Source organism: Proteus vulgaris (genome assembly GCF_016239305.1).
Classification (GTDB): Bacteria; Pseudomonadota; Gammaproteobacteria; order Enterobacterales; family Enterobacteriaceae; genus Proteus; species Proteus vulgaris_C.
Window position 1 is genome coordinate 70,569 of sequence record NZ_JAEHOQ010000012.1, and the last position, 14,454, is coordinate 85,022.

General features: G+C 40.7%; 12 protein-coding genes. 10 read left to right on the plus strand and 2 right to left on the minus strand.

All coding sequences use genetic code 11. The annotated features are described in order from the left end of the window. The first annotated feature begins 1 nt into the window (after position 1). Genes nuoE through nuoN form a run of 10 tightly spaced genes read left to right on the plus strand, consistent with a single transcriptional unit; the run spans position 2 to position 11,930 of the window. On the plus strand, positions 2 to 547 hold the full coding sequence (gene nuoE, locus JEP40_RS10495; protein WP_006533305.1) for an NADH-quinone oxidoreductase subunit NuoE: 546 nt from the start codon (positions 2 to 4) through the stop codon (positions 545 to 547). After that, positions 544 to 1,908 carry an NADH-quinone oxidoreductase subunit NuoF gene (nuoF, locus tag JEP40_RS10500; protein ID WP_072068606.1) on the plus strand — a complete coding sequence of 455 codons (1,365 nt, stop codon included), beginning with the start codon at positions 544 to 546 and terminating at the stop codon, positions 1,906 to 1,908. The genes nuoE and nuoF overlap by 4 nt, the downstream gene beginning before the upstream one ends. 53 nt (positions 1,909 to 1,961) lie before the next feature. Beyond that, the gene (nuoG, locus tag JEP40_RS10505) at positions 1,962 to 4,694 is read left to right on the plus strand and encodes an NADH-quinone oxidoreductase subunit NuoG (RefSeq protein WP_198623512.1); all 2,733 of its coding nucleotides are present in this window, start codon (positions 1,962 to 1,964) and stop codon (positions 4,692 to 4,694) included. Beyond that, entirely contained in the window at positions 4,694 to 5,671 is a 978-nt protein-coding gene (nuoH, locus tag JEP40_RS10510) for an NADH-quinone oxidoreductase subunit NuoH (RefSeq protein WP_006533300.1), read from the plus strand. The genes nuoG and nuoH overlap by 1 nt, the downstream gene beginning before the upstream one ends. 14 nt (positions 5,672 to 5,685) lie before the next feature. Continuing rightward, positions 5,686 to 6,228 carry an NADH-quinone oxidoreductase subunit NuoI gene (gene nuoI / locus JEP40_RS10515; RefSeq protein WP_036935576.1) on the plus strand — a complete coding sequence of 181 codons (543 nt, stop codon included), beginning with the start codon at positions 5,686 to 5,688 and terminating at the stop codon, positions 6,226 to 6,228. Between the two features lie 12 nt (positions 6,229 to 6,240). Then, positions 6,241 to 6,774 carry an NADH-quinone oxidoreductase subunit J gene (nuoJ, locus tag JEP40_RS10520; protein WP_198623513.1) on the plus strand — a complete coding sequence of 178 codons (534 nt, stop codon included), beginning with the start codon at positions 6,241 to 6,243 and terminating at the stop codon, positions 6,772 to 6,774. Continuing rightward, positions 6,771 to 7,073: an NADH-quinone oxidoreductase subunit NuoK gene (gene nuoK / locus JEP40_RS10525; protein ID WP_023581731.1), complete on the plus strand. Its 303-nt coding sequence runs from the start codon at positions 6,771 to 6,773 to the stop codon at positions 7,071 to 7,073. The genes nuoJ and nuoK overlap by 4 nt, the downstream gene beginning before the upstream one ends. Continuing rightward, entirely contained in the window at positions 7,070 to 8,905 is a 1,836-nt protein-coding gene (gene nuoL / locus JEP40_RS10530) for an NADH-quinone oxidoreductase subunit L (RefSeq protein WP_198623514.1), read from the plus strand. The genes nuoK and nuoL overlap by 4 nt, the downstream gene beginning before the upstream one ends. 19 nt (positions 8,906 to 8,924) lie before the next feature. After that, the gene (gene nuoM, locus JEP40_RS10535) at positions 8,925 to 10,454 is read left to right on the plus strand and encodes an NADH-quinone oxidoreductase subunit M (protein WP_198623515.1); all 1,530 of its coding nucleotides are present in this window, start codon (positions 8,925 to 8,927) and stop codon (positions 10,452 to 10,454) included. A gap of 6 nt (positions 10,455 to 10,460) precedes the next feature. Continuing rightward, positions 10,461 to 11,930, plus strand: coding sequence for an NADH-quinone oxidoreductase subunit NuoN (nuoN, locus tag JEP40_RS10540; protein ID WP_198623516.1), 1,470 nt, complete (start codon positions 10,461 to 10,463; stop codon positions 11,928 to 11,930). Between the two features lie 61 nt (positions 11,931 to 11,991). Here nuoN and JEP40_RS10545 read toward each other — a convergent pair whose 3' ends face one another. After that, entirely contained in the window at positions 11,992 to 13,038 is a 1,047-nt protein-coding gene (locus JEP40_RS10545) for an alpha-xenorhabdolysin family binary toxin subunit B (protein ID WP_198623517.1), read from the minus strand. 15 nt (positions 13,039 to 13,053) lie between these two features. Further along, a complete protein-coding gene (locus tag JEP40_RS10550; protein ID WP_198623518.1) occupies positions 13,054 to 14,265 on the minus strand; it encodes an alpha-xenorhabdolysin family binary toxin subunit A in 1,212 nt (403 codons plus the stop codon). Between the last annotated feature and the right edge of the window lie 189 nt (positions 14,266 to 14,454).

Genomic DNA, 14,454 nt, shown 5'->3' on the forward strand with positions numbered 1-14,454 from the left:
CATGCAAAATGAATTAAACCAAAAAGATGATGCGGTGCAGATTGAAATTGTTGATGTCACGCATTCAAAGAAAGCGACGTTTGTATTAACTGAAGAAGAACGCGCTGAAATTGAACAAGAAAAACATCACTACGAAGATCCGCGAGCAGCTTCTATAGAAGCACTGAAAATTGTGCAAAAGAACCGTGGTTGGGTTGAAGACGGTGCAATCTATGCGATTGCAGATGTTCTTGGGATCCCCGCTAGCGATGTTGAAGGCGTTGCTACGTTCTATAGCCAAATTTTCCGTCAACCCGTTGGTCGTCACATTATTCGTTTTTGTGACAGCGTGGTTTGTCATATTACAGGTTATCAAGGCATTCAAGCAGCAATTGAAAAGCATCTTAATATTATCCCTGGTCAAACAACACCAGATGGTCGCTTTACATTACTGCCAACCTGCTGTTTAGGTAATTGTGATAAAGGTCCTACCATGATGGTAGATGACGATACTCACAGCTTTGTTAAACCTGAAGAGATTGAAACGTTACTGGAGCAGTATCCATGACAGCAATTTCAGGAGCAAAACCGATTATTCGTAGCGCAGAAACGCACCCGCTAACGTGGCGCTTACGCGATGATCGTCAGCCTGTTTGGCTGGATGAATACCGTGCTAAAAACGGTTATAAAGCGGCAGAAAAAGCATTAAAAGGCATGTCACCGACTGAAGTCACAACGGAAGTCAAAGATGCAGGCCTAAAAGGTCGTGGTGGTGCTGGATTCTCAACAGGCTTGAAATGGAGCCTGATGCCAAAAGATGAAAGCATGAATATCCGTTACATCCTTTGTAACGCAGATGAAATGGAGCCGGGGACTTATAAAGACCGTCTCTTAATGGAAGAACTTCCACATCTGTTAATTGAAGGGATGATTATCGGTGCTCACGCACTAAAAGCTTACCGTGGATATATTTTCCTTCGTGGTGAATATATCGAAGCAGCTAAGCATTTACGCCATGCAATCGAGGAAGCAAAAGCTGCAGGTTTCCTTGGTAAAAATATCTTTGGTTCAGGTGTTGATTTTGAATTGTTTGTTCATACAGGTGCTGGTCGTTACATCTGTGGTGAAGAAACGGCATTAATCAACTCCTTAGAAGGTCGTCGTGCTAACCCGCGCTCTAAACCACCATTTCCTGCAACATCAGGTGCATGGGGTAAACCAACTTGTGTCAATAACGTTGAAACACTGTGTAACGTGCCCGCGATTATTGAACATGGCAAAGATTGGTATATCGGCTTAAGTGAAGGCAAAAGCCCAGATGCGGGTACTAAATTAATGGGATTCTCTGGTCGCGTGAAGTATCCGGGCTTATGGGAATTACCTTTTGGTACAACAGCGCGTGAGATCCTTGAAGATTACGCAGGCGGTATGCGTGATGGTCTTAAATTGAAAGCATGGCAACCGGGTGGTGCAGGTACTGACTTTTTAACCGAAGATCACCTCGACCTCCCAATGGATTTTGGCACGATTGCAAAAGCAGGTAGCCGTTTAGGTACAGCGCTTGCGATGGCAGTAGATAATGAAATTAATATGGTTTCATTGACTCGCAACTTAGAAGAATTCTTTGCGCGTGAATCTTGTGGCTGGTGTACACCTTGTCGTGATGGCTTGCCATGGAGTGTCGAAATCTTACGTGCGATAGAAAATGGTAAAGGTCGCCCTGGTGATATCGAAACCCTTGAGCATTTATGTCGTTCTTTAAGTCCAGGACACACATTCTGTGCTCACGCACCGGGTGCAGTAGAACCTTTACAAAGCGCCATTAAATATTTCCGTGAAGAATTTGAAGCAGGCATTATTCAAGAAGATTATACCAATGCCAATTTAATCAGAGGTATTCAGCCTAACTTGCTGAAAAGCCGCTGGTAATTTTTCACGACACATTCTAGGTTTAACGCCTGCTGTGCAGGCCTTTGGGAAGCATGCTGACTATGGCTACGATTCATGTAGACGGCAAAGAATATGAAGTTAACGGGGCTGATAACCTGTTAGAAGCCTGTCTTAATTTAGGCTTAGATATTCCTTATTTTTGCTGGCACCCAGCGCTGGGAAGCGTTGGCGCTTGCCGCCAGTGTGCGGTTAAGCAATATCAAAATGCTGAGGATACCCGCGGTCGTTTAGTGATGTCTTGTATGACACCAGCGACTGATGGCACGTTTATTTCTATTGATGACGAAGAAGCGAAGAAATTCCGCGAAAGCGTTGTTGAATGGTATATGACAAACCATCCTCATGACTGTCCAGTTTGTGAAGAAGGGGGGAACTGCCACCTTCAAGATATGACGGTAATGACTGGTCACACTATGCGTCGCTATCGCTTTACTAAGCGTACACATAGAAACCAAGATCTGGGACCGTTTATTTCTCATGAAATGAACCGTTGTATTGCTTGTTACCGCTGTGTTCGTTACTACAAAGACTATGCTGATGGTACTGATTTAGGTGTCTTCGGTGCACATAACAACGTTTTCTTTGGACGCGTTGAAGATGGCACATTAGAGAGCGAATTCTCGGGTAACTTGGTTGAAATTTGTCCGACAGGTGTTTTCACTGATAAAACTCACTCATCGCGTTATAACCGTAAGTGGGATATGCAGTTTGCACCAAGTATTTGCCAAGGCTGTAGCATGGGTTGTAATACAAGCCCAGGTGAACGTTATGGCGAACTGCGTCGTATCGAAAACCGTTATAACGGAACAGTGAACCGCTATTTCCTCTGTGACCGTGGTCGTTTTGGCTATGGCTATGTGAACTTAGCAAGCAGACCTCGCCAACCTAAAAAACGTTTAGGTAGTAACTGGTTAGAGATCAATGCTGTTCAAGCAACTCAAGCTGCTGCGGATATGCTGAAGAAAAGCCAGCGTATTGTCGGTATTGGCTCACCGCGTGCAAGCATCGAAAGTAACTTTGCATTACGTGAAGTTGTGGGTGCTGAAAACTTCTATAGCGGTATTTCTGCATCAGAGCAGAAACGTTTGACGTTAATGCTAGAGATTTTACAAAAAGGTGGTGTTCATACGCCATCTCTACGTGAAATTGAAGATTACGATGCAGTTTTAGTGTTAGGTGAAGATTTAACACAAACTGGTGCTCGTATGGCATTATCTGTACGCCAAGCGGTGAAAGGCAAAGCGCGTGAAATGGCTGCTGCTCAAAAAGTTGCTGACTGGCAAATTGCTGCGATTATGAATATTGGGCAACGTGCGAAATATCCTCTGTTTGTGACTCATGTTGACGAGACTCGCCTTGATGATGTTGCAGCGTGGAGTTATCGCGCACCGGTTGTTGATCAAGCACGCTTAGGTTTTGCGATTGCCAATAATATTAACGGTGAAGCACCTGCGGTTGATGGTATCGATGACGCGCTGAATAAACATATCGAAATGGTTGTTCAAGCACTTTCTCAAGCGAAGAAACCACTCATTATCAGTGGTAGTCATGCAGGTAGTGAAGATGTTATTAAAGCTGCTGCCAACATTGCGTTTGCATTAAAAGCGAAAGGCAATGAAGTGGGACTTTCTTTCGTTGCTGATGATGCAAACAGCATGGGCCTTGCCATGATGAATGCACAACCTCTTGATGATGCGTTAAAAATCATGCGCAGTGGTCAAGCTGACACGGTTGTTGTTATGGAAAACGATTTATATCGCCATTACGATGCCGACGTGATTGATGATGCGATTGCGAAAGTTGATAACTTAATTGTTATTGACCACCAGCAAACAGACATTATGGCGAAAGCACATTTGGTTCTCCCTGCTTCTTCGTTTGCTGAAAGCGACGGAACCATGGTTAGCCAAGAGGGTAGAGCACAACGTTATTTCCAAGTATTCGAACCTTCTTTCTATAACAAAGAAGTGGTGATGCATGAAAGCTGGCGTTGGTTAAGCGCGGTTGATTCACAATGGCATGAAAGAACGCTGGATTGGACACAGTTAGACAATGTTATTGAGCATTGTGCAACCCGTCTTCCTCAGTTTGCTGGCATTGTTGATGCTGCACCGAATGCGTCATTCCGTATTCGTGGTCAAAAACTAGCACGTGAACCACATCGTTACAGTGGACGTACTTCCATGCTAGCGAATGTGTCTGTTCATGAACAGCGTCAACCAAAAGATATCGACACACCTTTTGCGTTCTCAATGGAAGGTAATAACAGTCCAACAGCACCTCGTCAGCAAATTCCATTTGCTTGGGCCCCGGGTTGGAACTCACCTCAAGCGTGGAATAAATTCCAAGCAGAAGTGGGTGGTAGTTTACGCTTTGGCGATCCAGGTGTGCGCTTAATCGAATGTGGTGATAATACACTTGGCTACTTCACGGATATCCCTGCGCCATTTAATGCACAGAAAAATCAATGGACTGTCGCACCTTGCTACCGTTTATTTGGTAGTGAAGAATTATCACAACGCGCAGAAGTTATCCAATCTCGTATGGAAACGGCTTATTTAACATTGAGCGAATCTGATGCACAAGCATTAGCGTTAACTCAAGGTCAGCAAGCTATGTTTACTTACGAAGGTCGTGAATTCACCTTACCTGTGAAAATCAGTGCTCACCTGACTCAAGGTCAAATTGGCTTGCCGTTAGGTATGGCAGGTATTTCTCCATCGCTGGTGGGTGTATCGGTTCGTCAACTGCGGGGTATTGCATAATGAGCTGGTTATCTCCTGAAGTTACAGAGATTTTACTCACCGTTCTAAAAGCCGTGGTGATCTTGCTTGTCGTGGTCACCTGTGGTGCTTTTATGAGTATGGGGGAACGCCGTTTACTGGGATTATTCCAAAATCGTTATGGGCCTAACCGTGTCGGTTATGCAGGTTCAGCACAGCTAATCGCGGATATGATCAAAATGTTCTTTAAAGAGGACTGGATCCCGAAATTTGCTGACCGCTTTATCTTCACCATAGCACCAGTAATTGCGTTTTCATCTTTATTGCTGTCATTTGCCATTGTACCTGTTAGTTCAACATGGGTTGTTGCTGACTTAAACATCGGTATTTTATTCTTCTTGATGGTTGCGGGTATCGCGGTTTATGCCGTGTTATTTGCGGGCTGGTCAAGTAACAATAAATACTCATTGTTAGGTGCAATGCGTGCATCAGCACAAACTGTAAGTTATGAGGTGTTCTTAGGACTCTCAATCTTAGGGGTTGTTGCTCAAGCAGGCTCTTTTAACTTGACAGATATCGTGAATTCACAAGCGAATATGTGGAATGTCATTCCACAATTTTTCGGCTTTATAACGTTTGCGATTGCTGGCGTTGCTGTTTGTCACCGTCATCCATTTGACCAACCAGAAGCAGAACAAGAGCTTGCTGATGGTTATCACATTGAATATTCCGGTATGAAATTCGGTTTGTTCTTTGTTGGTGAATATATCGGGATTGTTGCGGTATCCGGTCTTATCGTGACGTTATTCTTTGGTGGTTGGCAAGGTCCTTTCTTACCGTCATTTATTTGGTTTGCATTGAAAACAGGATTCTTCATGATGATGTTCATCCTTATTCGTGCTTCGTTACCGCGTCCGCGTTACGACCAAGTGATGTCTTTTGGTTGGAAAATTTGCTTACCGTTAACTCTTATCAATCTGCTGGTAACTGCTGCAGTGATACTTTACAACGCTCAATAAGGGGTGATTGAACCATGACTTTAAAAGAGTTATTGACTGGTTTCGGCACCCAGGTACGAAGCATTTGGATGATTGGCTTACACGCCTTCGCCAAACGCGAAACACAGATGTACCCGGAAGAACCTGTCAATGTTGCACCACGCTACCGTGGACGTATTGTATTGACGCGTGATCCCGATGGTGAAGAGCGCTGTGTTGCTTGTAACTTGTGTGCAGCAGTTTGTCCAGTGGGCTGTATTTCATTACAGAAAGCAGAACATGAAGATGGTCGTTGGTATCCGGAATTTTTCCGTATCAACTTTTCTCGCTGTATTTTCTGCGGTTTATGTGAAGAAGCTTGCCCAACAACAGCGTTACAATTAACGCCTGATTTTGAAATGGGTGAGTTTAAGCGTCAGGATCTGGTTTATGAAAAAGACGATCTGTTGATTTCTGGGCCCGGCAAATATCCTGAATATAACTTTTACCGTAAAACAGGTATGGCGATTAATGGCAAAGATAAAGGTGAAGCAGATGATGAAGCTAAACCTATCGATGTCAAAAGCCTGTTACCGTAAGGAGCGATATTCATGGAATTTGCATTTTACATCGCGGGGCTGATTGCCATCCTTGCAACATTGAGAGTTATCACTCATACCAATCCAGTACACGCATTGTTGTACTTAGTGATTTCATTGATTGCACTCTCTGTGGTTTTCTTCTCGCTGGGCGCCTATTTTGCAGGTGCATTAGAAATCATCGTTTACGCTGGCGCCATTATGGTGTTGTTCGTTTTCGTGGTGATGATGCTCAACTTAGGTAAATCTGTCGTTGATCAAGAGAAAAAGTGGCTACAGCCGAAGTTTTGGATTGGGCCAGCACTTTTATCTCTGATGCTATTAGTCGTGCTTATTTATGCCATTAGTAGTGTCACTCACGGTGAAATTACTGGAGAAATAATTGGCGCGAAAGAGGTCGGTATTAGCTTGTTTGGGCCTTATATTCTGGCTGTTGAGTTAGCATCTGTTCTCTTATTATCAGGGTTAATCGTTGCTTATCACATTGGTCGTGATCAGAGCCATGACGATCTCGTCGAAAACGAAAACGCAGGGGAGCAAAAATGATACCTCTTCAACATGGTTTGATCTTGGCTGCGGTACTGTTCGTGTTAGGTTTTACCTGCTTAGTACTTCGCCGCAACCTGTTGTTTATGTTGATCGGACTAGAAATTATGATTAATGCGGCTGCACTGGCATTTGTTGTCGGTGGTAGCTTTTGGGGTCAAACCGATGGTCAGATAATGTATATTCTGGCTATTAGCTTGGCGGCGGCAGAGGCAAGTATTGGTCTGGCATTGTTGTTACAGCTTCATAGACATCGCCAAAACATCAATATTGATACAGTCAGTGAGATGCGCGGATGAATATACTCTATTTAACCATTCTGCTACCACTGCTGGGATTTTTACTGCTCGCTTTCTCGCGTGGTCGTTGGTCTGAAAACGTATCAGCATGGATTGGTACAGGTTCGGTTGGCTTATCAGCTTTAGTTGCACTTTGGGCTGGTATGGATTTCTTTGCCAATGGGCAAGAAACTCATGTTCTGATTTTATGGAACTGGATGTCAGCAGGGAATTTTAATATTCCATTCACACTGGTTCTTGATGGTCTTTCGTTAACCATGCTGGGTGTTATTACCGGTGTTGGCTTTCTTATTCATATGTATGCATCGTGGTATATGCGTGGCGAAGAAGGGTATTCTCGCTTCTTTGCTTATACCAACTTATTTATCGCAAGTATGGTTGTTTTAGTACTGGCTGATAACATGATGCTGATGTATATGGGTTGGGAAGGGGTTGGTCTATGTAGCTACCTGTTAATTGGTTTCTATTATAGCAATCCTGCTAATGGCGCTGCGGCGATGAAAGCGTTTATCGTAACGCGTATCGGTGATGTGTTCTTAGCTATCGGTATGTTTATCCTGTTTGACCAATTAGGTACATTGAGCTTCCGTGAAATGGCCGTATTGGCTCCTGAACAATTAGCAGTAGGTTCAAGTGTCATTAACTGGGCAATGTTAATGGTATTAGGCGGTGCCGTAGGTAAATCAGCACAGCTTCCATTACAAACTTGGTTAGCCGATGCAATGGCAGGCCCAACACCTGTATCTGCATTAATTCACGCCGCAACCATGGTCACGGCAGGTGTGTACTTAGTGGCTCGTAGCAATACGCTATTCTTAATGGCACCAGAAGTACTGGAATTAGTCGGTATTATCGGCGCTGTTACATTAGTGTTAGCGGGTTTTGCGGCATTAGTACAAACGGATATCAAACGTATTCTTGCTTATTCAACCATGAGCCAAATTGGTTATATGTTCTTGGCTTTAGGCGCTCAAGCATGGGATGCGGCAATTTTCCACTTAATGACCCACGCTTTCTTTAAAGCATTACTGTTCTTATCCGCAGGTTCGGTAATTGTAGCCTGCCACCACGAACAGAATATCTTTAAGATGGGCGGGTTACGTAAGAAGATCCCATTTGTTTATGCATGTTTCTTAATTGGTGGTGGCGCATTAGCGGCATTACCACTGTTAACAGCAGGGTTCTTCAGTAAAGATGAAATCTTATGGGGTGCGTACTCAAATGGGCATTTTAACTTAATGCTAGCAGGGTTAGTTGGTGCGTTATTTACGTCACTTTATACCTTCCGTTTGATTTTCATCGTATTCCATGGTGAAACCAAAACCGAAGCACACCAAGTTAAAGGTTTTACACATACTTTCCCATTAGCGATATTAGCACTGTTATCAACGTTTATCGGTGCGTTAATTACTCAACCATTAGGTGCTGTATTCCCTGAAGGAAACATATCTCATGATGGTAAGTATGTGTTAGAAATACTTTCTGGTGTGGTAGCGATTGTAGGCGTTGCCATTGCAGCGTGGTTATACCTGAAACAGCGTCAATGTGTTGCTAAGGTTGCCAATACTCGTACAGGTCGTTTCTTCTCAACATGGTGGTTCCATGCTTGGGGATTTGATGCGCTGTATGAAGTGCTGTTTGTCAAACCTTATAAAGGGGCGGCGTGGCTTATCCAAAATGATCCTGTTAACCAATTCTTTAATTTATTCGGATGCTTGCTTAAAGGCACCAATAAAGGATTAAGTTTCAGTGAAAATGGATTAGCACGTTGGTATGCGGCTTCTCTCGGTTTAGGTGCAGTGCTGGTTATCGCTCTGCTGCTTCTGGTTTAATTAAGGGACACATTGCGCCATGTTATTACCCTGGCTAATACTTATTCCCTTCATCGGTGGCCTGCTAAGTTGGCAGGCTGAACGAATCGGCTCGCAAGTTCCTCGCTGGGTTGCGTTGCTGACGATGGGATTAACACTCGTTATTTCTGTGCAACTATGGTTGCAAGGCGATTATCAACTACTCAGTGCTGATGGAGCGCCACGCTGGACAGAGTATTTCTTTGTGCCGTGGATCCCTGCGTTAGGGATCAATATCCAGTTCGCACTCGATGGTATGTCATTGCTGATGGCTGTTTTAACCGCAATTTTAGGTATTTTAGCGGTGCTCTCTTCGTGGAGTGAAAACCAGCCATCACAAGGTGCTTTCCATTTTAACCTGCTGTGGATCTTAGCAGGTGTAATGGGGGTATTTTTAGCAACAGACCTGTTCTTATTCTTCTTCTTTTGGGAAATGATGTTGATCCCAATGTATTTCCTGATTTCTTTATGGGGACACAAAGGAAGTAGCGATAAAGCACACGTCAGTGCAGCAACGAAATTCTTTATCTATACACAGGCAAGTGGCCTGTTAATGTTGCTGGCCATTATCGGTTTAGCGGTCGCTTTCTACCGTGAAACAGGTATTTGGACGTTTAGCTATGACACCTTATTACAAGCACACACTGTATTAGGTACTGAGCTGCAATTTATCCTGATGCTAGGTTTCTTCGCTGCGTTTGCGGTGAAAATGCCAATCGTTCCTGTTCACGGCTGGTTAGCCGATGCACACGCGGAAGCACCAACGGCGGGTTCCGTTGACCTATCCGGTATTTTGCTAAAAACAGCAGCTTACGGTTTATTGCGTTTTAACTTACCACTGTTCCCAGAAGCATCAGCGTTGCTTGCTCCTGTGGCAATGTGGTTAGGTTTAATTACCGTGTTTTATGCAGCACTACTGGCATTTCGTCAGACAGATATTAAACGTCTTGCGGCTTACAGTAGTATTTCTCATATGGGCTTTATCGTGATTGCGATTTATGCCGGGTCTGTATTGGCTTACCAAGGTGCTATCATTCAGATGATCACTAACGGCTTGTCAGCTGCAGGTCTATTTATCATGTGTGGCATGCTGTATGAGCGTTTAGGTACGCGTGATATGAATCAAATGGGTGGATTGTGGAAAAGCATCCGTTTCTTACCTGCGTTTTCACTGTTCTTTGCGGTTGCCTCTTTAGGTATGCCAGGAACAGGTAACTTCGTCGGTGAGTTTATGATCCTGTTTGGTACTTATGGCAACTTTAAGCTGATCACGATTATTTCGGTCTTTGGTTTAGTCTTTGCATCCGTTTACGCACTATGGATGATGCAACAGGCTTACTACGGTTCACCGAAAACAGCTGAAAGAACCTATAAAGGGCTGGATCTGAGAGAATTCTTTATCCTGATCACCTTGGTGGTTTTACTGGTTATTCTGGGTTTCTTCCCACAACCTGTATTAGACACCTCAGCATCAGCGATGGAAAATCTCCAGACTTGGTATTCCGCTTCTATTTCAACAGTAAGGCCGTAATTCGCCATGACAATAACTCCTGAACAATTGATCGCAATGCTACCGCTATTAATCGTCGGATTGACGGTGGTGGTTGTGATGCTGTCCATTGCGTGGCGACGCGATCATTTCACCATTGCCACTTTGACAGCAACGGGTTTCATTATTGCGTTAGGATCACTCTATTACGTTAATGCATTAGGCGTCGTTGATGTGACCACGCTTTACCATGTTGATGGATACTCTAGCTTCTTTACTGCGCTAGTTATTCTTTCTGGTATTGGTACTATCGCTTTTGCTTATCCTTGGTTAGAAGGTTATCAAGATAACAAAGAAGAGTTTTACTTGCTGATTGCGATTGCCGTAGTGGGGGGGATTTTACTCTCATCTGCTCATCATTTCGCATCGATGTTTATTGGTATTGAATTGCTGACATTGCCACTGTTTGGTCTTATCGGTTATGCATTCCAACAACGTCCATCACTGGAAGCGGGTATTAAATATATGCTGCTTTCAGCAGCTGCGTCTTCTTTCTTACTGTTTGGTATGGCACTGCTCTATGCAGAAGCAGGAAACCTTTCCTTTACTGCCATGGGACAAAGTTTAAGTGATAGCAATATCCATAAACCATTAGTGCTTGCAGGGTTAGGCATGATGTTGGTGGGAATTGGATTTAAATTATCTCTATTCCCATTCCAATTATGGACACCTGATGTTTACCAAGGTGCGCCAGCACCAACAGGGGCATTCTTAGCCACTGCAAGTAAGATTGGTATTTTTGCAGTTGTGATGCGTTTATTCCTTGAAGCGCCTGCAGCAGATAGTGAAACCTTACGAATGATCTTAGGTTTCATGGCAATTGCCTCTATTCTGTTTGGTAACATTATGGCGTTAACGCAAAAGAGTGTGAAACGCTTACTAGGTTACTCTTCAGTATCACATCTTGGTTATCTGCTAGTGGCATTAATTGTATTGCAATACAGTCCTGTACTGGCGCAAGAAACGGCTGAAATCTATTTAGCGGGTTACTTGTTTGCAAGCTTAGGTGCATTCGGTGCAATCGCGGTAGCTTCAAGTCCTTATCGTGAAAGTGAAATGGATTCACTTGAGGATTACCGTGGATTATTCTGGCGTCGTCCGGTTGTTGCTGTGGTTATGTCTCTGATGATGTTATCACTGGCTGGTGTACCAATTACCTTAGGGTTCATTGGTAAACTATATGTGATTATTGCAGGTATTAACTCAAGCTTATGGTGGTTAACCGGTATGGTCGTGTTAGGTAGTGCGATTGGTTTATTCTACTATCTACGTGCTGCCGCGATTGTCTTCTTACGTAAACCAGACAATGACAATACGCCTGCGATTGCAACAACATCACAAAATATGGCGACATTTGTTGCGTTAATTTGTGCAATTGTTGTGATTGTATTTGGTGTATGGCCACAACCATTAATCGAATTGACGAACTTTGCGATTATTGCACCTGCTGTAAATTAATTGTAATAGCAATAAACCAAAATAATAAAACGGCTCTTTTTATAGAGCCGTTTTTTATGGATTAATTCTCTGTATATTTTATTTGTTCTTTATTACCATAATATAAAGTAAAATCATCTAAGAATAGAAAAAGGGGAGGGAGAATTTTTTCCGTTAATAACATATTATTTTTTAAATTTGTAAATTGTGAATTTATCTCTTGCCAAGACTCATTTAACAGTCCTAATTGTTCAATAAATACTCTTAAAAAAGGATCAATATCAATTAACTTATAGTAATGCTTTAATGTAAATAAAGCATTTTGCTTCTCATTTTTTAATTGACTAAGTTGTTTTATTTTTGAAAGAAAGAGCGTTGTGAGTTGATGACGAGTTTCAACAATTTTAGTATATGAGAAGCCATGGCTTAATGTGGAAAATAATCTATTAAGTATTTCTATTAAAGAAGATAAAATATTTTTTTCATTATTTTCAATATTAAGTGCTTCAATTTCTGCTTTTAAAGGAATAGAGCCATTAAAAAGATCAAAAAAACTCTGCTTATTTAAAATATCTTCACTTTGGCGTATGATATTGAGTTCTTGTTTTGTCTTTTCAGTTTCATGTTCTAATGTTGAAATATGAGTTGTTAGTGTATCGATAAAGTTTTCTTTATCAATAATAAAAGGTATGATTCTATCACTAACAAACTGTGTTTTGAGTTGGTTAATTTCTGATGAAAGAAATAAACAATGTTCATCAATGATTTTTTTAGTTTCATTAACTTCATTTAGAAATATATCTAATATCTCTTTTTTTTCCTCTTCTAATTTTGTTTTTAATTCGATGCTAAGTGAATCTTTTTTTATTTCATTATCAATTTCATTAACTACTTTAAATGTATCATTAAGTAGTTTCTGCCTTAGTCTGGTTTTTAAAATAAGTGAGAAATAGATAATATTTTCAATATTTTTATTATTCCTTTCTATAAATAAAGTTAATTCATTATTAAAGTCATTATTCATATAACACTTGTTATTACTTAAGTAAAGAATGTTTCTATAAGCATGAAATAATTTTGTATGTTCAAATAGTATTTCATATGCTACCTGTTTTTCACTATTATTCATAACAATTTCCTTTTGTTAATTTGATGAGTAAAAAGAAGAGAGGGCGTTATCAAAAGAAATAAAAATCTCTTTCGAATATCCAATAACCATATACCAAGGTGAAATAATTTTTTCTAAATAGATACTAAACTTAATGAGCTCTAATGCATTGTTTATTTTATTGAAGTTACTTATTGAAGCATCTATCTCTGTTATTATGGCTTGCCAGACATATTCAATATGTTCAAGCGCTATATATGTATCTTCGATGAGTTGTTCAACCTCATCCAATTCAATATAAAGAGTATTTAAATGGAGAGATAGGTTAGTATAGATATCTATCTTCTTATTAAGGTTTTTTACTTTTTCTATTGATTCATTTCGTTTTTTACGTACTTTTTCAGCTTTAGCACCAAAGATCCCTCCTGTAATAACAACGCCAATAATACCTGCTGCAAGTCCTGTAAAAGCAAGACCAACATAATTTTTATATTCCTCTTTTAATATTTTAATATCTTCAACCAGTAAATTTCGTTCATCAGTGAGAGACATATTATTACTATTGTAGAATTCATTAATGAGCTTCTTTTTATTAATTACTTCATGATAAATAGATTGATATTGTATATTTCTACTATCTTTTCCACCCATTATTTTACTTCTAAAGGTCGATAAAAGGTCTTTTATCTTAAGGGTTTTATCTCGTTCAGTTTCGATATCTTGCTTCATACTTTCTAATATATGAATAAGTTGAGTCGAAATTTGTTTATCCTGATCAGTATATTTAATATTAGCCAACTCTTGTTCGGAAAGATCATTGATAGTAGTTGAGATTTTTGTTAATAAAGGCATTTGACTAATAAATGAAATGATACTTTCACCCGTAGATGTTATTTCCCTGCCAATAATTTCTAAATCAATAGCTTGTTGTTTTATTGCATATTCAATTTTATTCCATTCAAAAGCATGCTCTCGGATCCGAACAAAAAGCGATAAAATATTATCAGAGGAGAGTTGTTGTATGTTTATTTCAGTGTAACCAATAAAATTGATAACATCCTCTAATTTGTAAGGGAGTGAAAGTGCTTTGTTAATATAAGATTTTATCTTAATTAAATCATGAGAAGTAACAATACCTGGTAATCGACCATTTTCGTTATCTATACCTAGTATTAAACCGAGTGCAACTTTAGGAATATCGGGCGCTTCGATAATTTTATCTATATGTTCATAGGTGGTTGTATCCATATAACCTCTCTTATGTATAATGATTTTTTATCTATACAGCATGTTCTTAGAATGATTTGTATACTATTTTGAATTTACAGATTAACGCTTCTACTTTGTAACATGAAAAATACAAAACTTTGATAAATGACAAAGGTTATAATTAATCAGCTCTTTGATAATTCTTATAGAGACGTATAATCTCCCTTT